We start from the raw sequence: 23,326 nt of genomic DNA, 5'->3' as shown, positions 1-23,326 counted from the left end.
AGGCTGTCGAAGGCCGCCTCACCTTGCGCACGCAGATGCTCGACACCTTCAGCCGCCGCGCGGCGCGCTGTGCCGTAGCCATGTTCGCCGGTCTTGGCCAACTGCTTGGTCAGCTTGTCGATATCGGCCTTCAATTGCCTGATGTCGGCTTCGAGATCGGAATTCGCGCGCGCTTCGTTGGCGGCTTTCCCTGCGGCGGTTGCCATGGCTTAACTCCTTGTGATTGCTCGATTTCAAACGCGCCGTGCGTCTCAAGGTTCCGGCTTCGGGTCAAACTAGAGCAATTTCGGGAAAAGTGTGAAGTGGTTTTCCCCTCGGGAATTGCGCACCCCTGACCGCCTGTCTGAAAAGACGCTCAGATCAGCGGCCGCCGGCCCTCGCCAAGCCCTTCCCAGCCCGCAAGCTGCTTCAGCCCTTCGATGTCCACGACTTCGCAGCCGCCGTCGCGCCAGACGATCAGCTTGCGGTCCATCAGCTTGCGGATCGTCTTGTTGGTATGAACGAGCGACAGGCCAAGCGTGTCGGCGATGTGCTGTTGCGTGATCGGCATGCGGATGGACTGCTTGCCGTTCAGCCCGACGACCTTGGCGCGACTGGCTATGAAGGCGATCAGATAGGCGGCCCGCTCGATCGCGCTACGGCGGCCGACGCTGAGCAGGTTCTCGTCCAGCATGCGCTCCTCGCGCGACGCTATCCAGGTGATATCGTAGGCAAGGCCGGGATGGTTGCGGTAGAGTTCGTGCAGATTGTCGCGCTCGAACACGCAGAGCAGCATCGGCGACAAGGCCTCGACGGAATGCTGCATTTCCCCCATGACGCTGCCCTGCAGGCCGATGAGGTCGCCGGGCATGAGATAATTGAGGATCTGGCGCCGCCCGTCCGTCAGCAGTTTGTAGCGGAACGCCCAGCCCGACAGCACCGTATAGAGATGGGCGCTGTGGCTTCCCTCGACCAGCACCGTGGCTCCCTTGTCGACGGCAAGCTCGCCCTTCTTGAATTTGCTGATGAAGGCCAGTTCCTGCTTTTCGAAATCGCGAAAAACCGGCAATGGCCTCAGTGGACATTTTTCGCACGGATACTGGCGGCTCGCAGCGTGCCCTGTCTGGCCTGACATTTCGACCCCTCTCGAAATCCTGCCGTCCGGCAGGCAGCCTTAAACGTTCTGCGGGGATCGGAGTTCCCGGTGATGGCATGTCTTTTTTAAATGACAACGCGCCCAATAGCGATCATGACTCCGGGCGTTCAAGGAGCGTTTGCCTGTGCCCCCATTGCTTGACGGATTGCGAATCCTTGTCCTCGAGGATGAATTTCTCATCGCCATGGACGTCGAGCAACTGTGCCGCGACCACGGCGCACAGGAAGTGGTGATAGCGCGCGACCTGGTCGAGATCGATGCGCCGCAGGTTGCCGCGCAATTCGACGCGGCCATTGTCGATCTGATGCTGAGCGGCACCTCGACGCTCGACTTCGCCGCGGGTTTGCGTGAAACAGGCGTCCCCTTTGTCTTTGCCTCCGGCTATTCGGATGCGGAAGAGATCAGAACGTCCTTTCCGGGAGTGAGGCTCGTCACCAAACCCTATTCAGGCGAGGACCTCATCGAAGCGCTGGCGCAGGCTCATGGGCGCGCGTCCTCCTCCTGATGCGGTCAGGCGGCGATGCCGTCGCCCAGCCGGCATTTCAGTGGGCCGCCGTCCCCGTCACCTGGGCCGAGATTGCATCGGGACCATATTCGTCCTCGCCCGAGATTTTCAGGATTTCCTGCAGGCGCGTGCGAGCCCTGCTGACCCGGCTCTTGATCGTTCCCACCGCGCAACCGCAGATTTCGGCGGCCTCCTCATAGGAGAAGCCGGATGCTCCGATAAGGATGATGGCTTCGCGCTGGTCCTCGGGCAATTGCTCGAGCGCGCCGCGAAAGTCCTTGAGGTCGAGCTGGCCGTGCTGGGCCGGATGCACGGCGAGCCTGGCCGTCATGATGCCGTCGCTGTCCTGCACCTCGCGACCGCGCTTGCGCATCTGCGAATAGAATTCATTGCGAAGGATCGTGAAAAGCCACGCCTTGAGATTGGTGCCGGGCTGGAAGCTTTCATGCTTGTCCCAGGCCTTGACCAGCGTTTCCTGAACGAGGTCGTCGGCCTTGTCGGCATTCTGCGTCAGCGACACGGCAAAGGCCCGCAAGCTCGGGATTGCCCCAAGCAGATCGGTCTTGAAGCCTTGGGAGACCGCTGCCATGCCTCAGTCCTTCTTCTGCGCGGGTTCGGCCTGCTCCAGCTGGCTGAGCAACTGGGCGAAGCGATCCGGCACATCGTCGGAGACAAGGTCGTCGTAATATTGTTTGAGTTTGCGCCCGATCTCGGAATTCGGCCCAAGCGGGTCGCCGACACCGTTCCGGCGCCTGCCCGCGGCGCCAGCCAGAACATCTTTCGTCATGTCTTTCATTTCGCCCTTATATTCCCAGCACCCAAGCCGCTATTATCCAACTCAACACAAGGCAAGCGGCGCCCTCGTCTGGTTGCCCATCCCGACCTCAAACGCCGTTGCCGCTTATTCGTTCCATTTGCGTCGGAACTTTTTCGGAAAACCGGCGTTCTATCCTCCGGGGCTTGCAATCAGCTTGACCTGCAATCCATGCAATCACGTCATCTGAGGGAGACGTCCATATGAGTTTATCCGCCACCATCGCTCCGCATCTGCCGTTCCTGCGCCGCTTCTCGCGCGCCGTATCGGGATCGCAGGAGAGTGGCGACGCGCTGGTCGCCGCGATGCTCGAGGCCATCATCGCCGATGTCGACATCTTCCCCGAAGCATCGAGTGACCGTATCGCCCTCTACAAGGTGTTCGCCAGGCTCTTCACCTCCGTCGCTATCCGCGTCCCGCAGGAGCAGGCGCAATCGGCGTGGGAGCAGCGCGCTGCCGCCAACCTCAACGCGATCGCACCCCTGCCCCGGCAGGCCTTCCTGCTGGTTGCGGTCGAAGGTTTCAGCGAGGACGAAGCGGCCGAGATCCTCGATGTCGGCGAACAGGAGTTCTCCGAACTGCTTGCCCAGGCAAGCAATGAGATTTCCCGCCAGGTGGCGACCGATGTGCTGATCATCGAAGACGAGCCGCTGATCGCCATGGACATAGAAGAAATGGTCGAGAGCCTTGGCCATCGCGTTGTCGGCACCGCACGCACCCATGCCGAAGCCGTGACGATGTTCGGCAAGACGCGGCCCAAGATGGTGTTGGCCGACATCCAGCTCGCCGATGGCAGTTCAGGCATCGAGGCGGTCAACGAGATCCTGTCGTCGACCTCCGTGCCGGTCATCTTCATCACCGCCTTTCCCGAGCGCCTGCTGACCGGTGAACGCCCCGAGCCGGCATTCCTGGTGACCAAGCCTTTCAACCCCGACATGGTCAAGGCGCTGATCAGCCAGGCATTGTTCTTCGACCGTCAGGCGAAGGCCGCCGCATAGGCTCGCGCCTTCGGCACTGACGGGGTGCATGACAAGGGCCGCCGGATGCGATGCATCCGGCGGCCCTTTGCTGTCCTTGGTGCGCGAGGGCACGGGACCATTGCAAGCATCGTCTTTTTCGGCAAAGGGTGGAACAAACCGCACCCACTCACGTTTTGTCAGCAGCATTCGCAAGGAGATGAACCATGCTTTACTGGGCGCTCGTATTTCTCGTCGTGGCGATCATCGCCGGCGCGCTTGGTTTCGGCGGCATCGCCGGCACATCGGCCGGCATAGCGCAGATTTTGTTCTTCATCTTTCTCGCCTTTCTGGTCATCTCGCTTCTGGCCGGGCTGTTCAAGCGGGCTTGAGGCGGGCGTTTAATCCAGGCGAACACTGGAAGCCGCACCCCTCAAACGGTTTCCAGCCACCGCCGGGCGGTATCCTGAAAGGGACACCGTCCGGCGGACCGCTTTGGGAGATGGGACTTGAGGGAATTTGCGGAACCCATTTGGCAGTGAGCCGTTCAGCCTGAGTTGGGTGGACAGAGTGACCGATGCGCTCCAGGACTGCAGATACGACGGAAAGCGCACCAGGCGACGAGGTCATCGCTCTGCATCCCGCGGAAAACGGCATGCAGCTTGGCCGGGCTCTTCTTCACGCATTGCATAATGCGGGGATTTCCGTCCTCTACCAGGATCGTGAGATGAAGACCGTATGGGCCCGCAACATGCGCGCGCCCTGGGCTTCGGATAACGCCGACGGCAATGGCGTCCTGCCTGCCGCTCAGGCCGATCGCATCAGCGCCGCCAAGCGCGATGTGATCGCCAGCGGCAATCCGGAGCGCCTTGAGATCAGCGTTCCGGCAGAGAATGGCGTGCGCTGGTTTCAGATCTGGGTCGATGCCGACCGGGGTGACGGCGGCGACGTGCAAGGCGTCGTCACCACCATGGTCGAGACGACAGAGCAGAAACGGCGCGAACAGACGCTGACCACCTTGCTTCGCGAGGTCAGCCACCGCTCCAAGAACCTGCTGGCGATCATCCAGAGCATCGCGACGCAGACCGGTCGCCATTCCGACGGCATCGACGATTTCCTGACCCGCTTTCGCGGCCGGCTGCAGTCGCTCGCCTCCTCCCAGGATCTGGTGACATCGTCCAACTGGCGCGGCGCGGCCCTTCACGAACTGGTGGCGAGCCAGGTCGGCCGCTACGGGACGAACACGCCGCACAGCCTTCGCCTGCGTGGCGCCAACCCCTATCTCAATCCCAATGCCGCCCTGCATATCGGCCTGGCGATGCATGAACTCGCCGTCAATTCGGTGAGCTATGGCGCCCTGTCGCGCCCGGATGGTTTCGTGGAGGTGAGCGCCGATCTCGACACCGCCGCCACTGGCGAGGTAGCGCTTTCCCTGACATGGGCTGAGGCTATTGAGCCCGGCGGCAGCCGAGGCAATCGAAAGCGCTTCGGCAGTGTCGCGCTCGAACGGGTGGTGCCGGCATCCCTGAATGGAACCGCCAATCTGGATATCGCCGATAACCATCTCGAATACCGTCTCATCGTTCCGCACAGCAATTTCGAGACGCAGTGAAACCTTTGGCCGGCAAAGATCCTTAACCGGCTGTTCACCATAAGAGCGGATGCTGTCTTACCCAGATACCGCCGGAATCCGCCGGGTTTCGCGGCACGGTTTGGGAGGAATGCTTGACGGTCGCCGACATGAACAGACTGGAACAGGCCGCCCGTGTTTCCATGGGCGAATTCCAGGATCCCGAGACATCCCCGGAACCGCTGCCGCTGCCACATCATCACTTGCTGTGGGCTATCGCCCTGGCGGCGTCCGCGACCATCCTGCTGGTCGTTCTGGCCCAACTGACGTGACCCATTCCATCGAGGACTGCAGATAAGCCCGGCACAGTGCCTGGATTATTCGCCGCCCGTCCCGCCCGCCCAGGAACTTTTAGCCGGCCTCGGCCGTTGTTATGGCGAGAGGGCAATCGCCATGGAACATATCGTTGCATTGCTGCTGGTCATCGGTTGCACCAACACGATGGCCGAATGTCGTGAATTGCAGGTACCGGTCAGCGTTTTTGCAACCGCCGACGAATGCACCGCCGAACGTCCTTTCGCCATGGGTGATGTCCAGGGACAGGCGCAGCATATCGTTGCCAAATGCCTTGCGGTCGACCCCGCGCTCGAGGACGACTATGACCAGATCGTCTGGAAAGTCCGTCCCGATGGTAGCCTCGACGCTTCTCTGGCAATTTCCAGCCTTGTTGTGGCATCCAACGCGGTGCGCCCAGAAAAAGACTACCTTAGCCAACAATAAATTGGAGCAGCAAAGGCCGTTTTTTCATGCTAAATGGCGGCTGGAGCTTATAAGTGTGGACACAAAGTGAGGAGTGACTCTATGCGGAAAATCATTATTGCCATGGTTGCGGTGGTTGCCGTCAGCGGCTGTACCACGACCGAGCAGGATGTCGGCGTCGGTGCCGGTGTCGGCGCTCTGGCCGGCGGCCTGATCGGCGGCGGCAAGGGCGCGCTGATCGGCGCGGCTGTCGGCGCTGGTTCCGGCCTGCTGGTGCGCAACCTGCGCAATGGCTATTGCCAGTATCGCGACCATCGCGGCCGTATCTACACGGCCCGCTGCAACTAATTCGGCGATATCAGTCGATCCGGGGACCGGTCCGCTGGTCTCCGGATTTTCGAGTCCAAATGCTCCACTCGTTCCGTTTGACGGTACGCCGTCAGCTTGTGAGCGGAATGCGTATTTCCACCTTCAAGCCGTCCGCCTGAAAATCGCGCCTGATCGTGCCGCGCAATTCGCGCGTGACGTTGAGATCGATCAGTTTGGTGCCGAACCCGGTCTGCGCCGGCGCTTCCACCTTCTTTTTTCCCGCCTCCCGCCAGTTCAGCGTCAAGGTCCGTTCACGCCCACGCTCTTCCAGGGACCAGTCGACCTTGAGAGCGCCGACGAAATTGCCGGCCTCGCCATATTTCAGCGCGTTGGTCGCCAGCTCATGGAAAGTCAGCCCGAGCGCCTGCGTCGTGGTCTCGTCGAGCAATACCTCCGGTCCTGACAGCAATTCCTCCGGCAGGTCCTTGCCGAACACCTGGCCAAGCTCGATGCGCAGCAGATCGGCGAGATCGGCCTTCTGCCAGCGCGAACGCGTAAGCATGTCCTGGGAGGCCGCCATCGCCTGCAGCCTGGCCGAGAACGACGCGGAGAACTCGTTGACATCGGTCGCGCGCGAAGCGGTCTGCCGCGCGATCGCCAGCACGCGCGTGATGGAGTTCTTGATGCGGTGCTTCATCTCCTGAAGCATCAGGTCCTTTTCGAGCAGGCTCTTCTCCGTCGTCTCGTGCATGGCCGACACCGCGTCATAGGCACGCTCCTGATAGCGCGCCACCAGCGCGATTGCCCCCGCCAAAAGCAGGCCGAACAACCCCAGCATCACCGGGATGGCGCGCGACGAGGGTTGCGAAAAGGCGCTGGTCGGCCTGAACTGGACCGTCCACGGGCGGCCGGCCACGGTGATCTTGCGGGTGACCAGCAGTCGCTCGCCAAAGGAAGAAGCCGGCGGCGCTTCCGAACGGAACAACAGATTGTCGCTCTTTACATCACCATCATAGATCTCGGTGTTGACCGGCAGCAGCGGCGCGCGGCTGAGCGCAATCTGGAACAGGTCCCCGGCCCGGAAGGCCGCGTAGAGGAACCCGGCCGTCGAGGATCGCGACGCGTTGATGACTTCGGGTGCGGTTTCGATATTGAGCCGCACGAAGACCAGGAAACCGGTGAACGTCTGCGCGGCGCCCGTGCCCTGGCCCAGTTGCACCAGCCCGCTCGCATGCTGCTGGTCGTCGTCCATCGCCTTCTCGATCGCCGCACGCCGCACAGGCTCGCTGAACATGTCGTAGCCGATGCTGGCCTGGTTGGACGGATCGAGCGGCTCGAACAGCGAGATCGGCGTGCGCCAGGGCTGCGTGGTTTCCGGATAGACCGGATGGGGAGCGCCGAAATCATGCAGTATGTCGCGCTCGACCGCGGCTTCGTCGCCGGTCTTGACCAGTTGCAGGAAGCCGATACCGCGTAGGCCGGCGAAGTTCTTGTCGACATCCAGCGCGTTGAAAAACGCCTTGAACTCGTTCTGGGAGATGTCGCCGTTGCGGGCGTCGAACAGGGCCTGCGTCGAGCGCAGCAGCGACAGATGCAGGTCGATGCGGCTCTCGATCCGGTTGAGCGCGTCGTCGGCCGCCGCTTCGAACTTGATGCGGGCGGCTTCCTGTGTCGCGAAGTAGGCAAAGCCCGCCATCATCATGCTGATCAGCGCAACGGCGATGAATGCGACAATTGGAAAAAGCTTCTTCAACGGATGCTGCGGTCCATGAGCAATATCGGACCTTTATGGGCAAGTCGTCAGGCCAACACAATGGCCATGCCAAGCCATCGTGATCACTGGCATATCACGTGAGCGGCAATGCAGCGTGCCCGGTCAGCCGCATGCGGGCCTGCCGTACCGGATTCAGGCGGCGATCTTCAACGCACCCGGCCCGGGGATGGCGCCTGGAGGACACTTGCCCAGGATGATCATGCCGAGCACCTCATCCTGGGTGACGTCCGTGGTGCGCGCGGTGCCGACGACCTGGCCGTTCTTCATCACACAGACCCGGTCGGCCAGTTCGAATACGTCATGGATGTCGTGGCTGATCAGGAAGATACCGATGCCGTCGGCCTTGAGCTGTCTGACCAGTTCTCCGACCTGCGCCGTTTCCTGGGGTCCGAGTGCCGCGGTCGGCTCGTCCATGATCAGGATGCGGGCGTTGAACAGGATGGCGCGGGCGATCGCCACCGACTGGCGTTGTCCGCCCGACAGCTTGATGACCGGCTCCTTGAAGCGCTGGAAGCGCGGATTGAGCCGCCCCATCACCTTGCGCGCCTCGGCCTCCATGGCGACATCGTCGAGCGTGCCATAGGCCGTCATCAATTCACGGCCGAGGAACAGATTGGCGGCGGCATCGACATTATCGGCGAGCGCAAGCGTCTGGTAGATCGTCTCGATGCCGTATTTCTTGGCGTCGCGCGGGTTCGAGATCGAGGCCTCCTGGCCGTTGACGAAGATTTGCCCGGCGTCGCGCTTGTAGGCGCCCGACAGGATCTTGATCAGGGTCGACTTGCCGGCGCCGTTGTGGCCGAGCAACGCCACGACCTCGCCGGGGAAAAGATCGATCGAGGCATCGTCGACGGCCCGGATGCCGCCGAAGGCGATCGAGATGTTGCGCATGTCGACTAGCGGCGTGCCCGTGGGGGCGGTCGCGGGAGCAATTTTGTCTGCCATGATCGTTCTCCCCTAAACGCGCTTGCGATAGACGGTGTCGAGCCACACGGCGATGACCAGCACCGCGCCGACGACGATGCTCTGCAGCGGCGAGTCGACGCCGAGCAGCACCATGCCCGACTGCAGCGACTGCATCAGCAGCGCGCCCAGCATCGCCCCGATGATCGTTCCCGAGCCGCCGGCAAGCGACGTGCCGCCGATGACGGCCGCGGCGATGACCAGCAGTTCGTCCAGTGTTCCAAGCACGTTTGTCGAGGAATTCTGCCGCGCCGACGAGATCGCGGCCGCGATCGTGGCCAGCACGCCCATGATCATGAACACCTTCATGGTGATCCAGCGCGTGTTGATGCCGGCGAGGTTGGCGGCTTCCGGATTGCCGCCGATGGCGAAGACATAGCGGCCGAAGCGCGTGCGGTTGGTGATGAAGGTCATGATCAGGCCGACGGCGATCGCCATCAGCACGGGTATGGCGATGCCGTGGGCGATGAACAGGCCACCCTCCGGCACGGTGATGTTGTTGGCGGCGGCGTATCTGTTCACGATGCCGACCGGCCAGGGATAGGAATTGGCCAGCCACACCGCGCCCATGATGACGGCGCAGGTGACGGCGCCCATCAGCGTCTCGGCCCAGATCGGCCGCAGCGGGAAGCGGAAGCGCTTGCGCTGCACTCGCCCGTTGAACAGGGCAAAGACGACGGCCAGACAGGCGACGATGCCGACGATCCAGCTCCATGTCGCGCCGATCGACCCCGCCGGCCCGCCGCCCATGAGCTGGAAGGTAGCGTCCATCGGCGCCACAGTCTGGCCTGACGTGACCCACCAGGCGGCACCGCGCCAGACCAGCAGCCCGCCCAGCGTCACGATGAAGGCCGGCACTTCGAGATAGGCGATGATGAACCCCTGGAAGGCGCCGATCAGAAGGCCGAGCGCCAGCCCGATCACCAGCGCCAGCACCCAGATCCACGGATTGCCGAGCTCAAGCCCGACAAAGCGCACCAGGAAATGCACCTGGGCAAAGCCCATGACCATGCCGATAACACCCTCGGCGGAGCCGACCGACAGGTCGATGTTGCGCATGACGATGACCAGCACCATGCCGCAGGCCATGATGGCGACCGCCGAGGTCTGCACCGACAGGTTCCACAGATTGCGCGGCGTGAGAAAGGTGCGGCTGTCGAAATCGAGCGGGTTGACGCCCAGGCGCAGGCTGGAAATGACATGCAGTCCGACCCAGATCAGCAGCAGGGCGCCGATCATGCCGAGCATTCTTGTATCGATCTCGGTTGCCTTGAGGAACCGGGCGACCGCGCCGAGCTCCGATGCGCGCGCGGTATCGGCCTGCGGGTTGGACGTCGTGTCGGTCATGATTTCCTCCCACCGGCCTGCCCGTCTGCCGCGGATGCCGGACCCAGCCTAGAAGCTATCCCTCTGAGGCGGGAACACAATCTTTTTGAGAAAACGCCGCGGCTTTGTGGGCCGCGGCGCTGGGGTAGAGCGAGGCTGTTGCCTCAGTTGCAGGCCGCGACGGTGCCGGCGGCGACGCCCGCGCAGACTTCGTCCTTCTTGATCCAGCCCGCGTCGATGACGACGTTGAGATTGTCCTTGGTGATCGCAACCGGGGTCAGGAACAGCGACTTGACGGTGTTGCCGCCGGGCGTCGTGAAATCCTTCACGCCAGCAATGTCGGTCATCTTCTTGCCGTCTGCCAGCTGCGAGGCGATCTCGGCGGCGTTCTTGCCGAGTTCGCGCGCGTCCTTCCATACCGACACGGTCTGGGTGCCGAGCGCGATGCGGTTCAGCGCGGCGTGGTCGCCGTCCTGGCCCGACACCGGCACGGTGCCCGCGAGGCCCTGAGCCGTCAGCGCCGCGACGACGCCGCCGGCGGTGCCGTCATTGGCCGCGACAACCGCGTCGACCTTGTTGTCATTGGCGGTCAGGAACTGTTCCATGTTCTTCTGGGCGTTGGCAGGCAGCCAGCCGTCCGTGTAGGCCTCGCCGACATTCTTGATCTTGCCCGAGTCGATGGCCGCCTTCAGCACTTCCATCGAGCCCGAGAACAGGAAATCGGCATTCGGATCGGCACCCGAGCCCTTGATGAAGACATAGTTGCCTTCCGGCTTGACCTTGAACACCGCGCTGGCCTGCATGCGGCCGACTTCCTTGTTGTCGAAGGTCAGGTAGAAGACGTCCTTGTTTTCGATCAGACGGTCATAGCCGACGACAGGAATGCCTTCGTCGAGTGCCTTCTGCACCGCCGGGCCGATGGCCGAGGCATCCTGCGCCAGGATGATCAGGGAGTTGGCGCCCTGCGAAATCAGGCTCTCGACATCGGTGAGCTGCTTGCCGGGATTGGACTGCGCATCGGCGGAGATGTACTTGTCGCCGGCGGCCTCGATCGCCTTCTTCATGGCGGCTTCGTCGGTCTTCCAGCGCTCTTCCTGGAAGTTGGACCACGAAACGCCAATGACCTTGTCCTTCGCCTGCGCGACCGACGCAAGCGTCAGCGACATGGCGACACCCGCCAGGATGGCGGCTGTAAATCTCTTCATGATATCCTCCCTGCGCCGCGTATGGCGCGACCAAACTGGCCCGAAGGCCGGCACAAAGGCTCCATTTTTTCGAGCCTCAAAAAAATTCTGATCCATCGCTGGAGCCCTGTCAACCGCGATTCTGATGGATTTTGAGGTGCCGGGAACTTTTTTTCGAGTCCCGCAATAAATAAATGACAGCACTGGCCGCTTCTGCCAGTATTTGCAGCTGTTGCCGGCGGTGTTCGAGGGGCTGTAAGACCACGGCGACCGGGAGGATGTGGGAAGCATGTCGGTCGGAATCCGCCACGACGATTTGCGCCGGCGCAACCGCGCCATGGTGATCGCGGCCGTGCGCCGGGCCGGCCAGCCTTCGCGCACCGAGATCGCCGCCACCACCGGGCTCAGTCATTCGACCATATCGGCGATATCGGCCGATCTGATCGGCGAAGGCATCCTGGCCGAGGGCAAGCCGAGCGACACCGGGTCGCTGAAACGCGGCAGGCCGCAGGTCGGCCTTGGCCTCAACCCCGAGGCCGCGGCTGTGATGACCGTGGTGCTGTCGCTGAACTTCCTGTCCGTCACCGTCATCGACTATGCGGGACAAGTGATATCGGAGGAACAGCGCCGGCTGGATACGCTGACCATGTCGCGCGAGGCGCTGATCGGCGAATGCGTGGCCATCGTGCGGCGGCGTCTCGATGACCCTGACATCGACGTGCGCAGCGTCGCCCGCATCGCGCTGGCGATCCAGGGCATCACCGACACCGATGCGCGCGCCATGCTATGGTCGCCGATCACGCCGCAGACCGACATCGCCTTCGCCGACATACTCGAGGCCGAGTTCGGCATTCCCGCCACGATGGAAAACGACTGCAACATGATGGCGGTGGCGCTGCGCTGGCGCGATCCCGAGCGCTACCGCGACGACTTCATCGCCATTCTGCTCTCTCACGGCATCGGCATGGGCTTGGTGCTGAAGGGCGAACTGTTCACCGGCACGCACTCCTCGGGCGGCGAGTTCGGCCACATGATCCACAGGCCGGGCGGCGCGCTCTGCCGTTGCGGACGGCGCGGCTGCGTCGAGGCCTATGCCGGCAACTATGCCATCTGGCGCAACGCCAAACAGCTTGGCGAGGACACCGAGCCGGTCGCCGATGTCAGCGACGCGCAGATGCGGGCGCTCGCCGCCACGGCGCGGGAACGGGACGGGCCGGAACGCGAGGCCTATCGCAAGGCCGGCGAGGCATTGGGTTACGGCCTCGGCAGCCTGTTCGCCCTGATCGACCCGGCACCCGTCGCCATGGTCGGCGTCAGCGCCGCCGCCTTCGACCTGATCGAACCGGCGCTGAGGGAGGCGATCGCCCAGACCGCCGGCGGCCAGCACTCCAAATCGATTTCCTTCGACACCGAGCCGAACGAATTGCCGCTGATCCGCGAAGGCTGCGCCATGCGCGCGCTGACTTTCGTCGACCAGGAGATTTTCGCGCCGGGTGTGCCGGCGCGGGCGGGCTCCGGAAAGAACGTGGCTTGATGACGGGCAAGGTGACTGGAGTGAGGCATACCGCAGCTGCGTTGCTTATAGCCCCGCTCTGGGCTCCGGTCTTCGCTGCAATTTATGCTGCATTTTTCTGGGCACCGCCCAGTTTCATGGGAACTGTCGACCGGACCTCGTGGATTGGACTGGCCGCTTGCGCCGGAGCTCTGTTCGGATATGGCGCGATCGTGGCGATAGGATTGCCTGCGCATAAAGCGCTTCAGAGATTAAATCTCCGGTCGGCCGCAGCATACCTCGTCTTGTGGTTTGCGACCGGCATTGTTGCCTGGCTGATCATCTTTGTCGTCAGCTTTGCCCGGCAAGGACTGACCTTTTCAGTCTCGTACCTTGCCGAAACCATCATTCATCGCACTTGGGTCCCAATTTCCTTTGGCATCCTGTGGGCCTTGGTAGGTGCCACCTTCTGGGCTATCGCCAGGCCCGACCGGAGGTCACTGCCGCTTCGTCCTGAGAGTTGAATGGCCTGCTCCCTGGAAGAGCAAAGCAGACCTAATCCTCCCGGATCGCATATCCCGCGCCGCGGATGGTGCGGATAACGTCGGGCATGCGGCCATTGTTGACCGCCTTGCGCAGCCGGCCGACATGCACGTCCACCGTGCGTTCGTCGATATAGATCGTCTCGCCCCAGACATTGTCGAGCAACTGGCTGCGCGAGAAGACGCGGCCAGGATGGCGCATCATGAATTCGAGCAGGCGGAATTCGGTCGGCCCGAGGCGGATCTCGCTCTTCTTGCGATAGACCCGGTGCGATTCCCGGTCGAGCACGATGTCGCCGACCTTGAGCACGCTGGACAGCACTTCCGGCTTGGCGCGGCGCAGCAGCGCCTTGACGCGGGCCATGAACTCCGGCGTTGAGAACGGCTTGACCAGATAATCGTCGGCGCCGGTGGAAAGGCCGCGCACGCGGTCGCTCTCCTCGCCGCGCGCGGTCAGCATGATGATCGGCAGCCGCTCGGTCTCGGGCCGCATCCGCAGGCGCCGGCAAAGCCCGATGCCCGACACCGCCGGCACCATCCAGTCGAGCACCAGGAGATCAGGCACGTTCTCCTGCAGGCGGATCTCGGCCTCGTCGCCGCGCGTCACCACCTCGACCTGGTAGCCCTCGGACTCAAGATTGTAGCGGAGGAGCACGCCAAGCGGCTCCTCGTCCTCCACCACCATGATGCGTGGCGCGATCATCGGCAGGTCACCTTATGCTCAGGCCGCCGGCGCCGACATCGCCGTTTCGTCCTGCTTGGGACGGTTGGCGGGCAGTTGCGTGCCGGTCAGCACATAGTAGGCGTTCTCGGCGATGTTGGTCACATGGTCGCCGATCCGCTCGAGATTCTTGGCGCAGAACAACAGGTGCGTGCAAGCCGTGATGTTGCGTGGGTCTTCCATCATGTAGGTCAGGAGCTCGCGGAACACCGAGGTGTATTTGACGTCGATGCGCTCGTCGTCATTGCGCAGCTTGGCCAGCGCCGCGGCGTCGCCCGCCGCATATTCCTCGACAACGCCCTGCACCTGGATCAGCACCAGCTGCGCCATGGCGTCGATGGAGTGCGAGAGGTCGCGCGGCGTGGCCGAGAGGCCGACCGTGCCGACGCGCTTGGCGATGTTCTTGGCGAGATCGCCGATGCGTTCGAGATCGCCGGCCATGCGGATCGAGCCGACGACATGACGCAGGTCGTCGGCCATCGGCTGGCGCTTGGCGATAAGCGTGATGGCGCGGTCGTCGAGTTCGCGCTGGCGTGCGTCCATGATGGCGTCGTCGGAGACGACGCGCTGGGCGAGTGCGTTGTCGGAGTTCAGCAGCGCCTTGGTGGCGCCGCCGACCATCGAACCGGCGAGGTCGCCCATGTCGCTGATCAGCCGGCTGATCTGCCCGAGATCCTCGTCGAAGGCTGCGACTGTGTGTTCGGCCATGATCCTGGTCCTCGTATGCGTGCGATCAGCCGAAGCGGCCGGTGATGTAGTCCTGCGTGCGCTTCTCGCGAGGCGACGTGAAGATCTTCTCGGTGCGGTCGAACTCGACCAGTTCGCCCAGATACATGAAGGCCGTCTGCTTCGACACGCGCGCTGCCTGCTGCATGTTGTGGGTGACGATGACGATCGTGTAGTCGGCCTGCAGTTCGTCGATCAGTTCCTCGATCTTGGCGGTCGACAGCGGATCGAGCGCCGAGGCCGGTTCGTCGAGCAGGATGACCTCCGGCTTGACCGCTACTGTGCGGGCGATGCAGAGGCGCTGCTGCTGGCCGCCCGACAGGCTGAGGCCGCTGGCGTTCAGCTTGTCCTTGACCTCGGTCCACAGCGCGGCGCGCTTCAGCGCCTGCTCGACGCGGCCGTCCATTTCGGACTTGCTGATCTTTTCATAGAGCCGGACACCGAAAGCGATGTTTTCATAGATCGACATCGGGAACGGCGTCGGCTTCTGGAACACCATGCCGATCTTGGTACGCAGCAGGTTGAGATCCTGCGAGCGGTCAAGAATGTTCTTGCCGTCGAGCAGAACCTGGCCCTCGGCGCTCTGCTTCGGGTAGAGCTCGTAGATGCGGTTCAGGACGCGCAGCAGCGTCGACTTCCCGCAGCCGGACGGCCCGATGAAGGCGGTCACGCTGCGTTCAGGCAGGGACAGGTTGATGTCCTTCAGGGCCTTCGACTGGCCGTAGTAGAAGTTGAGGTTCTTGACCTCGATCTTGGCTTTCTCGACAGCCACTTCGGGCGTGTTCAATTCGGTGGACAACATCGGTTTCATCTGTCCTCTCTGCGTCCGGTAAGGCTGCGGGCGAAAATGCTCAGCCCGAGAACCGTAAGGGTGATTATGAGTGCGCCGGTCCATGCCAGTTGCTGCCATTCCTCATAGGGGCTGAGAGCGAACTGGAAGATGGTGACAGGCAGGCTGGCCATCGGTGCGTTGAGATTGCTGGACCAGAACTGATTGTTGAGCGCGGTGAAAAGCAGCGGCGCCGTCTCGCCCGAAATACGGGCGATGGCCAGCAATATGCCGGTGACGATGCCGGAAAGGGCGGCGCGGTAGGCGACCGAGCGGATCACCACCCAGCGCGGCGCGCCGATCGCGGTGCCGGCCTCGCGCAGGGCGTTCGGCACCAGGTTGAGCATGTCCTCGGTGGTGCGCACGACGACCGGGATGACCAGGATGGCCAGAGCGACGGCGCCGGCGATCGCCGAGAAGTGCCCCATCGGCCGCACCATCAGCTCGTAGACGAACAGGCCGATGATGATCGACGGCGCCGACAGAAGGATGTCGTTGATGAAACGCACCACCGTGGTGAGCTTCGAGAAACGACCGTACTCGGCCATGTAGGTTCCGGCCAGCACACCGATCGGCGTACCGACGATGATGCCAATGATGGTCATCATGATGCTGCCATAGATCGCGTTGAGCAGGCCGCCGGCGTCGCCGGGCGGCGGCGTCATTTCCGTGAAGACCGCCAGGTTCACGCCCGACAGGCCCTTGTAGATCAGGGCGCCGAGAATGAGCGCCAGCCAGGCAAGTCCGATGCCCGCCGCGATGACGCACAGCGTCATCATCACGGCATTCTTCCTCTTGCGGCTCTGGTGAAGCGATGCGGCTGTCGACATCGGTCAGGCTCCGGTGCGGGCGTCGATGCGCATCAGCATGTAGCGGGCGATGGCAAGGATCAGGAAGGTGATGATGAACAGGATCAGGCCGAGCGCCACCAGCGAGGAGGTGTAGAGATCGCCGACGGCCTCGGTGAATTCGTTGGCGATGGTCGCCGAGATCGTCGTGGCGGGAGCAAACAGCGACGTCGAAATGCGGTGCGCATTGCCGATGACGAAAGTCACCGCCATCGTCTCGCCGAGCGCGCGGCCGAGAGCCAGCATGACACCGCCCATGATGCCGATGCGGGTGTAGGGGATGACGACCCGGCGCGTGACTTCCCAGGTCGTGCAGCCGATACCATAAGCCGATTCCTTCAGCACCGACGGCACCGTGTCGAAGACGTCCTTGGTGATTGAGGTGATGAACGGCAGGATCATGATGGCCAGGATCATCGCCGAGGTCAGCAGACCGATACCGTAGGGAGGGCCGGCAAACAGGCTGTTCAGGCCAGGCACGCCATGGAAAATGCTGATGATGACCGGCTGGATGGTCGTCTGCAGGAACGGAGCCAGCACGAACAGGCCCCAGATACCGTAGATGATGGAGGGGATACCGGCGAGGAGTTCGACGGCCATGCCGATCGGGCGCCGCAGCGGGCGCGGGCAGAGCTCGGTGAGGAAGATGGCGATGCCGATGCCGAGCGGCACGGCGATTATGATGGCGATCGCGGAAGTGATGATGGTGCCGTAGATCGGCGCCAGCGCGCCGAATTTCTCCGTAACCGGGTTCCAGCTTTCGGTGGTGACGAAGGACACACCGAAGGTCGACAATGCCGGCCAGGCGCCGACAATGAGCGAGATGGCGACACCGCCAAGCAGCACCAGCACCAGAACGGCGGCGGCGCGGGTCAGCCCGTGGAAGATCGAATCCGTAAGCGCGAACCGTCGGACCGTCGCGTCACGTGAACCACGTATGGCTGGCATGGCTTCCTGGACAGCACTCATCTCAAGCTCGGCTTCTTGTGTTGGGGAAAAAGGAGCGCCGCTGACGCGACGCTCCTTCGCAAGATGTTACTCGCCAGCGTAGACGGGCTTGCCGTCGGCCTTGATGTCGGCCTTCCAGGAAGCCTTGATCAGGTCGACAACGCTGTCGGGGATCGACACGTAGTCGAGCGCCTTGGCGGTTTCCTTGCCGTCCTTGTAGGCCCAGGCGAAGAACTTCAGCGCTTCGCCGGTGGCGGCGGCATCGTCCGGAGCCTTGTGGATCAGAACCCAGGTGGAAGCCGCGATCGGCCAGGTGGTGTCGCCGGGCTCGTTGGTGATGATGACGTTGAAGTTCTTCGAGCCCTTGAAGTCGGCGTTCGAAGCAGCCGCGCCGAACGATTCGAGCGACGGCTCGACAACCTTGCCAGCCGCATTCAGCATCTTGGAATAGGAGAGGCTGTTCTGCTTGGCATAGGCGTATTCGACGTAGCCGATGCCGCCGTCCGTCTGCTTGACGGTGTTGGCAACACCTTCCGAACCCTTGGCGCCAACGCCGGTCGGCCATTCGACGGCCGTGTCCGAGCCGACCTTTTCCTTCCAGTCGGGCGAGAGCTTCACGAGGTAGTCGGTGAAGTTGAAGGTCGTGCCCGAGCCGTCCGAACGATGAACGACGGCGATGGCGGTCGACGGCAGCTTGAGGTCGGGGTTCAACGCCTTGATGGCGGCGTCGTCCCAGGTGGTGATGGCGCCGAGGTAGATCTGGGCAATCGTCTTGCCGTCAAGGACGAGCTCGCCCGGCTTGACGCCCTGGAGGTTGACGATCGGCACGATGCCGCCCATCACCATCGGGAACTGCACGAGGCCGTTCTTTTCGAGGTCGGCATCGGACATCGGCTTGTCGGTGGCGCCGAAGGTCACGGTCTTGGCGATGACCTGCTTGATGCCGCCGCCAGAACCGATCGACTGGTAGTTGAGGCCGATGCCGGTATCCTTCTTGTAGGTGTCGGCCCACTTGGCGAACACCGGGTAGATGAAGGTCGAGCCGGCGCCGGAAAGGTCAGCTGCCATTGCCGCGGAAAGGGTGACGGTAGACGCTGCAGCCATTGCAATCGCAACGGCCGCCGAGCGGATGAAATGTCTCATGTGGCCTGCTCCTGTTCGGAAGATGGTCTCTCGGCGCCATTCCTTACCAGCGCCCGCTGAGGCCAATAGCCTTCGACTATTACAGTCGCATGACAGTTTCATGTCAGCCCGGTAACGCGTTGCCGGAGCCCGAAAAGACGGCCGCTACCGGCGCCCCCGGCATGGTCCGGGTTTAGCCTCTGAATCAGTGAGTTGGGCGGGTTGGGGCTCCCAACCGGGCCCCAATTCGAGAGCATGCCTTCGATGAAGAAAATCCGGACGGGAGCGCGTTGCTCAAGGCCAGAGCGGATCGTGGCCGGGCCATCGCCGAAAACAGGTCCGTTGGGGTAGATTGACGCTGTTCCATACTGGCGGTCGCTGCTCCCGCCCGTAACTGGGAAGGGCGAAATTCGATGGTGCCATTGTCCGGGGTAGGCACAGCCATTGATATGGTGCGATCGCGCCATAGTCTTTGCACGCGGAGGTAGCAGCCGACCCCGACTGATTCCTCCAGCTTTGCCGCTTCAGTCCTGCGAGCCCGGCGGCACGCTATCCCGCGTTGCGCTGGATCTGGCGGCTGGCCCCGACCCAGCGCTCGACCTTTTCAAGGAGAGCCCTTGGGCTGATGGGCTTGGGCAGATAGTCGTCCATGCCCGCCTCAAGACACCGTTCGCGATCGCCCTTGAGCGCATGCGCCGTGACGCCGACGATCGGCACACGGGTGCCGGTCCCCTGCTCCAGCCGTCGGATCGCGGCCGTCGCCTCCAGCCCGCTCATCTCCGGCATCGAGACGTCCATCAGGATCATGCAAGGATTGAGCCGGCCGAAAGCGTCGAGCGCCTTTCGGCCATTGCTGACGATCTCGAACCCGAAGCCGGTTTCACCAAGGATCTGGGTGAAGACCATCTGGTTCACCTCATTGTCCTCGGCCACGAGGATATCCAGCCTCTGCGGATTGCCGGAGGTGGCTGGCAGCCTCGGACGAACCGGCGGCGGCTGCAGTTGCGCGCGCTGTTCGGACGATGCCAATGGCAGCGGCTGGGGAACGTCAGGCGCCTGGCCCGCGGCCGGTTGGACATTGCTCAAGCTGGCATGGCGATGACGCTGGATGGTTGCCACCAGCGTCTCCAGCAGGATGGAAGAACGCGCCGGCTTGATCAGCTGCGCATCGATGCCGAGATCGCGGTAGCTGGTGTTGGCGAGCGACTGGTCGACCGAGGTCAACATGATGATCGGCGTGTCGGCAAGCCCGGCTGTGCTGCGCACGACGCGCGCCATTTCGGCACCCGTCATCCCGGGCATCTGATAGTCGAGCACGACGCAGTCGACCGGCACGCCATAGGCGGCGGCGGCGATCAGCACCTTGAGGCCCTCGGCGCCGCTCTCGGCCGCGCAGGAATCGAATGTCCATGACGTCATCTGCTCGGTCAGGATGGCGCGATTGACGGCGTTGTCGTCGACGATCAGCACGCGCGCGCCGGTCACGTCTATCGGCATGATGCGCTGACCGTTCTGCTGAACGGCGCTGGGCAACGTCACGGTGAACCAGAAGGTCGAACCCTTGCCCTCGGCGCTTTCCACGCCGATGCTGCCGCCCATCAGCTCGACCAGCCTCGACGTGATGGCAAGACCAAGCCCGGTGCCCTCGTGCCGCCTTGTCGAGGAGGTGTCGACCTGGCTGAATTTCTCGAACACCAGTTTCAGTTTTTCCTCGGGAATGCCGATCCCGGTGTCGGTAACCGAGATCGTCAGGGTGGTGCCGTTCGGCACCCGCTCGCCGGTCACGTCGACCAGCACATGACCCTCATCGGTGAACTTGACCGCGTTGCCGAGCAGGTTGGTGACGATCTGCCTGATGCGGCCGACGTCGCCGATGAACAGGCTTTCGAGCCTCGGCTCGATGCGCACGATGAGCTCGAGGTCCTTTTCCTTGGCGCGCGTCGACACCAGCGTCGCGACGTCCTCGATCGCCTCGGCGAGATTGAAGGGCGCCGGATCGAGCACCAGCTGGCCGGCGTCGATCTTGGAGAAATCCAGGATGTCGTTGATGATGGTAAGCAGCGCGTTTCCCGATTTGACGATGATGTCGGTGAACGTCTTCTGCTTCGGATCGAGATTGGATTTGGCCAGCAGTTCGGCCATGCCGAGCACGCCGTTCATCGGCGTGCGGATCTCGTGGCTCATATTGGCGAGGAATTCCGACTTGGCGCGGTCGGCAAGCACGGCGCGCTGGCGCGCCTCGCTGAGTTCGGCCTCGCGCATCTTCAATTCGGTGATGTCGGTGGTTGAACCGATGAGATAGAGCGAGCCGTCGGAAGCGATCATCGCGCCCTTGCGCGCGAACTGGTGCCTGACGCTGCCGTCGGCGAGCCGCACGGTCTCCTCGATTTCCTGTGTCTCGCCGGTGCGCAGCACCGCGAGATCGCCGGCCACGAAGGCCTCGCCATCCGGCCCGAAAATCTCGACGTCGGTCTTGCCTATCGCGTCCTTCTGGCTGAAGCCGGTCAGGTCGCACCAGCCCTTGTTGACATAGAACTGCCTGAGGTCGGAGCGTTTGGCGTAGATCGACACCGGCACGTTGTCGATCAGGCTGCGGAACACCTCGTTCTCGCGCATACTCTCTTCCAGCGCCCGCTCGCGCGCCTTGACATCGGTGATGTCGGTGCTGGAGCCGACCAGATGCACCGATCCGTCCGTCGCCACGAGGCGGCTCTTGCGGGTCATCAGTTGCCGCACCGTGCCGTCGCGGTGCGTGACGGGCTCCTCGACCTCGCGCACGGTGCCGGTCGCCACGACATTGGCGTCGTCGCGGCTGAAGCCTTCCGCCTCCCCCGCGCCGAACAGCTGGCGATCGGTGCGGCCGATGACGTCTTCCTTGGCAAGGCCGGTTATCGCGCACCACGCCTTGTTGACGAATTCGATGCTCAGGTCCTGCGCCTTGATGAAGGCTGCCACCGGCAATTCGTCCATGACATGCCGGAAGAGGTCGATCTGGCGCATGGAATCGCGCAGCGCCGCCTCGCGGCTCTTGATGTCGGTGATGTCGACGCGCACGCCGATGAACGTGCCGTCATCGGTGCGCATGTCATAGACCTGATGCCAGCTACCGTCGGGATTGGCACGCTCGAACGATGCGCTGGGCAGGCGGCATCGCTTCAGGATGCCGTCGGCCCACCGGTCCGGATCCCTGTCGTAAAGCGTATCGAGATCCGCATCGCCGCTCTGGCGGAAATATCCCGCCGCATGTCCGAACGCCAAAGCCTCGCGGAAGGTGCGGCCCGGTTGCCAGACCGGCTTCAGTTCCGGAACCGCGTCCTGCATCTTGTGGTTGGCGAAGACGAAATTGTCGTCGCGGTCGTAGATGATCACGCCGGCCGGCAGCGATTCCAGCACGCTGGCGAGATGCCGGCGTGCATTCTGTGCTTCGGCCTCGCGGTTCTTCATGTCGGTGACGTCGACATAGGAAATCAGCCGCTTGCCGCCGGCGAGCGGCGCCAGCGATGCCACAAGGGTGCGCCCGTCATTGTGCGGCATTTCCCGCGAACCCGCGACGCCGGCCCTGACCTCAGCCTCGCGCACGGCAATATGACGCTGCCAGGCGATGTCATCGGCGCCGAAGGAATCGATCGAGCGGCTGGCTTCCATCAGGTCGCGGAAGGTGGAGCCTACGCTTGCGCGGCGCGGATCGATCTTCCACAGATCGTAGAACGCCCGGTTGATGATTTCGGCGCGCAGATCCGTATCAAGCACGACGACGCCGATCGGCATCGAATCGACCATCGTGCCGACATCGATGAGATTGCCAGCGGATGTCTCTCCACGCTGCCGCACCGCCGGTTCCCCGACGGTGCCCACAGGCGCTGCCGCGCCGCGCGCGCCGATTGCTTCGTCCGCTTCCGCCATGCTGTCCCCACCCCGAAAATCAAGGCCGAACCCTCCCTCCGCGGTCCGTCGGCGGAATGTGCCGCAGAAGCATTAACGATCCGCTAACCTTAACGGCGCAACCGGCTGGTTTCTCCTGCGTTATTCCGTCCGGTTGTCGGACAGGCCAAGGCCGCGTTATAAGCCGCAGGGGGTGTTTTTATGTTTGGACGGATAGGGCCTTTTCTGGTGGGCGTGGCGTTGCTTTTCGGCAGCGGCTGTTCGCGCAGCTATGACGGCACAGTGATCATCCCGCGGCCGCTCGACGCCAGACGCTTCTGGGAGCGGCCACCGCCCAATGTAGACTATCAGCCACAACCCGACGCCGGTGCTTTTCCGGCGTCGCCACAACCGCCCACGCAGCTTTCCGAGCACAGGCCCGTCAAGCCCGCCTCGCGCAGGCGCCACCAGACGAGAATCTCGCCGCCCTCTCCTCCGGCCGCTGCCCCGGAGAAACAACTGGCGTGCAAGAACGTCAGTGCGCCCGGCGAGCGCGTTCGCATGGTCTGTGACTGACCCTGAAGCCGTGGCGCACTTTGGCGCCAACCGGGGGCTACAGCGATGCCGCGCCCTTCCTCGGTTCCTTTGCGCCCAGCCTGTCGAGCGCGAGACGAACCTCGCGCAGGTCGCCCTGCCATCCATCATCGTCGCCCATCGGGCTCTCGGACGCTGCCCGCTGCAGGCCACGCGCCTCGGATTCGATCTCGCGCAGCTCGGCGATCTTCTGATCGCGGGTCAGCGAGTTGTCTTCGACGATCTCCAGAACCCGCATTTCCCTGAAGCTGGCCATGATGTTCCTCCTGGCTGGTGTCGACCACAACGCCGGGGGCAGGTCCCTGTTCCAAGGCCGGACCGACCACGCGGAAAGCAACACGATCCAGG

General features: G+C 63.2%; 24 protein-coding genes and 1 pseudogene. 9 read left to right on the top strand and 16 right to left on the bottom strand.

Translation table 11 applies throughout. The annotated features are described in order from the left end of the window. Nucleotides 1-206 (bottom strand): annotated as a pseudogene (locus J0I79_RS13325) (hypothetical protein); the annotation flags it as partial. 149 nt (nt 207-355) lie between these two features. Beyond that, nucleotides 356-1,114 carry a Crp/Fnr family transcriptional regulator gene (locus J0I79_RS13320; protein WP_292858884.1) on the bottom strand — a complete coding sequence of 253 codons (759 nt, stop codon included), beginning with the start codon at nt 1,112-1,114 and terminating at the stop codon, nt 356-358. Nucleotides 1,115-1,259: 145 nt separating this feature from the next. Here J0I79_RS13320 and J0I79_RS13315 point away from each other — a divergent pair, with 145 nt between their 5' ends. Further along, on the top strand, nt 1,260-1,640 hold the full coding sequence (locus tag J0I79_RS13315) for a response regulator (protein ID WP_292858882.1): 381 nt from the start codon (nt 1,260-1,262) through the stop codon (nt 1,638-1,640). A 37-nt stretch (nt 1,641-1,677) separates the two neighbouring features. Here the strand turns inward: J0I79_RS13315 and J0I79_RS13310 are convergent, their stop codons facing one another. Together J0I79_RS13310 and J0I79_RS13305 are read right to left on the bottom strand one after the other, a co-directional pair. Beyond that, nucleotides 1,678-2,229 (bottom strand): RNA polymerase sigma factor, encoded by a 552-nt coding sequence (locus tag J0I79_RS13310; protein WP_010911883.1) that lies wholly within the window; start codon nt 2,227-2,229, stop codon nt 1,678-1,680. A gap of 3 nt (nt 2,230-2,232) precedes the next feature. Beyond that, the gene (locus J0I79_RS13305) at nt 2,233-2,436 is read right to left on the bottom strand and encodes a NepR family anti-sigma factor (RefSeq protein ID WP_292858880.1); all 204 of its coding nucleotides are present in this window, start codon (nt 2,434-2,436) and stop codon (nt 2,233-2,235) included. 221 nt (nt 2,437-2,657) lie between these two features. On the opposite strand from J0I79_RS13305, the gene J0I79_RS13300 reads away from it, so the two are divergent. The 6 genes from J0I79_RS13300 to J0I79_RS13275 all read left to right on the top strand — a co-directional run bounded on the left by J0I79_RS13300 (nt 2,658) and on the right by J0I79_RS13275 (nt 6,087). Continuing rightward, entirely contained in the window at nt 2,658-3,452 is a 795-nt protein-coding gene (locus J0I79_RS13300) for a response regulator (RefSeq protein WP_292858877.1), read from the top strand. Nucleotides 3,453-3,637: 185 nt separating this feature from the next. Then, nucleotides 3,638-3,802, top strand: coding sequence for a DUF1328 domain-containing protein (locus J0I79_RS13295; protein WP_027031438.1), 165 nt, complete (start codon nt 3,638-3,640; stop codon nt 3,800-3,802). Nucleotides 3,803-3,987: 185 nt separating this feature from the next. Next, complete coding sequence (locus tag J0I79_RS13290) at nt 3,988-5,022, top strand: sensor histidine kinase (RefSeq protein ID WP_292858874.1); 1,035 nt, start codon at nt 3,988-3,990, stop codon at nt 5,020-5,022. Nucleotides 5,023-5,135: 113 nt separating this feature from the next. After that, the gene (locus J0I79_RS13285; RefSeq protein ID WP_292858871.1) at nt 5,136-5,312 is read left to right on the top strand and encodes a hypothetical protein; all 177 of its coding nucleotides are present in this window, start codon (nt 5,136-5,138) and stop codon (nt 5,310-5,312) included. 121 nt (nt 5,313-5,433) lie between these two features. Next, nucleotides 5,434-5,760, top strand: a complete 327-nt coding sequence (locus tag J0I79_RS13280) for a hypothetical protein (RefSeq protein WP_292858868.1) — start codon at nt 5,434-5,436, stop codon at nt 5,758-5,760. A gap of 81 nt (nt 5,761-5,841) precedes the next feature. Further along, entirely contained in the window at nt 5,842-6,087 is a 246-nt protein-coding gene (locus J0I79_RS13275) for a YMGG-like glycine zipper-containing protein (protein WP_292858866.1), read from the top strand. A 91-nt stretch (nt 6,088-6,178) separates the two neighbouring features. Here the strand turns inward: J0I79_RS13275 and J0I79_RS13270 are convergent, their stop codons facing one another. The 4 genes from J0I79_RS13270 to xylF form a co-directional block, all read right to left on the bottom strand. After that, on the bottom strand, nt 6,179-7,801 hold the full coding sequence (locus tag J0I79_RS13270) for a CHASE domain-containing protein (protein ID WP_292858863.1): 1,623 nt from the start codon (nt 7,799-7,801) through the stop codon (nt 6,179-6,181). Nucleotides 7,802-7,954: 153 nt separating this feature from the next. Continuing rightward, a complete protein-coding gene (locus J0I79_RS13265) occupies nt 7,955-8,767 on the bottom strand; it encodes an ATP-binding cassette domain-containing protein (protein WP_292858860.1) in 813 nt (270 codons plus the stop codon). 12 nt (nt 8,768-8,779) lie between these two features. After that, complete coding sequence (locus J0I79_RS13260) at nt 8,780-10,132, bottom strand: sugar ABC transporter permease (protein ID WP_292858858.1); 1,353 nt, start codon at nt 10,130-10,132, stop codon at nt 8,780-8,782. Nucleotides 10,133-10,275: 143 nt separating this feature from the next. Beyond that, nucleotides 10,276-11,316: a D-xylose ABC transporter substrate-binding protein gene (gene xylF / locus J0I79_RS13255; RefSeq protein WP_137930774.1), complete on the bottom strand. Its 1,041-nt coding sequence runs from the start codon at nt 11,314-11,316 to the stop codon at nt 10,276-10,278. Between the two features lie 268 nt (nt 11,317-11,584). On the opposite strand from xylF, the gene J0I79_RS13250 reads away from it, so the two are divergent. Together J0I79_RS13250 and J0I79_RS13245 are read left to right on the top strand one after the other, a co-directional pair. Beyond that, nucleotides 11,585-12,829 carry an ROK family protein gene (locus tag J0I79_RS13250; protein ID WP_292858854.1) on the top strand — a complete coding sequence of 415 codons (1,245 nt, stop codon included), beginning with the start codon at nt 11,585-11,587 and terminating at the stop codon, nt 12,827-12,829. Next, nucleotides 12,829-13,311 (top strand): hypothetical protein, encoded by a 483-nt coding sequence (locus tag J0I79_RS13245; protein WP_292858851.1) that lies wholly within the window; start codon nt 12,829-12,831, stop codon nt 13,309-13,311. The genes J0I79_RS13250 and J0I79_RS13245 overlap by 1 nt, the downstream gene beginning before the upstream one ends. A gap of 31 nt (nt 13,312-13,342) precedes the next feature. Here J0I79_RS13245 and phoB read toward each other — a convergent pair whose 3' ends face one another. The 8 genes from phoB to J0I79_RS13205 all read right to left on the bottom strand — a co-directional run bounded on the left by phoB (nt 13,343) and on the right by J0I79_RS13205 (nt 23,234). Further along, nucleotides 13,343-14,032, bottom strand: coding sequence for a phosphate regulon transcriptional regulator PhoB (gene phoB / locus J0I79_RS13240; protein WP_292858848.1), 690 nt, complete (start codon nt 14,030-14,032; stop codon nt 13,343-13,345). Nucleotides 14,033-14,050: 18 nt separating this feature from the next. Beyond that, entirely contained in the window at nt 14,051-14,758 is a 708-nt protein-coding gene (gene phoU, locus J0I79_RS13235; RefSeq protein ID WP_137930777.1) for a phosphate signaling complex protein PhoU, read from the bottom strand. A gap of 25 nt (nt 14,759-14,783) precedes the next feature. Continuing rightward, on the bottom strand, nt 14,784-15,587 hold the full coding sequence (pstB, locus tag J0I79_RS13230) for a phosphate ABC transporter ATP-binding protein PstB (protein WP_292858842.1): 804 nt from the start codon (nt 15,585-15,587) through the stop codon (nt 14,784-14,786). Then, nucleotides 15,584-16,435: a phosphate ABC transporter permease PstA gene (gene pstA, locus J0I79_RS13225; protein WP_292858839.1), complete on the bottom strand. Its 852-nt coding sequence runs from the start codon at nt 16,433-16,435 to the stop codon at nt 15,584-15,586. The genes pstB and pstA overlap by 4 nt, the downstream gene beginning before the upstream one ends. Nucleotides 16,436-16,438: 3 nt before the next feature. Next, on the bottom strand, nt 16,439-17,422 hold the full coding sequence (gene pstC / locus J0I79_RS13220; protein WP_292858836.1) for a phosphate ABC transporter permease subunit PstC: 984 nt from the start codon (nt 17,420-17,422) through the stop codon (nt 16,439-16,441). Between the two features lie 66 nt (nt 17,423-17,488). After that, nucleotides 17,489-18,544: a phosphate ABC transporter substrate-binding protein PstS gene (gene pstS / locus J0I79_RS13215; RefSeq protein WP_292858833.1), complete on the bottom strand. Its 1,056-nt coding sequence runs from the start codon at nt 18,542-18,544 to the stop codon at nt 17,489-17,491. A 528-nt stretch (nt 18,545-19,072) separates the two neighbouring features. After that, complete coding sequence (locus tag J0I79_RS13210; protein WP_292858831.1) at nt 19,073-22,426, bottom strand: response regulator; 3,354 nt, start codon at nt 22,424-22,426, stop codon at nt 19,073-19,075. 571 nt (nt 22,427-22,997) lie between these two features. Further along, nucleotides 22,998-23,234: a hypothetical protein gene (locus J0I79_RS13205; protein ID WP_292858829.1), complete on the bottom strand. Its 237-nt coding sequence runs from the start codon at nt 23,232-23,234 to the stop codon at nt 22,998-23,000. Between the last annotated feature and the right edge of the window lie 92 nt (nt 23,235-23,326).

Origin of the sequence: Mesorhizobium sp., from assembly GCF_017306585.1 — a bacterium.
In the GTDB taxonomy this organism is placed as follows: Bacteria; Pseudomonadota; Alphaproteobacteria; order Rhizobiales; family Rhizobiaceae; genus Mesorhizobium.
Note: the sequence above shows the minus strand (reverse complement) of the source record. Positions and strands in the feature narration are given on the sequence as shown.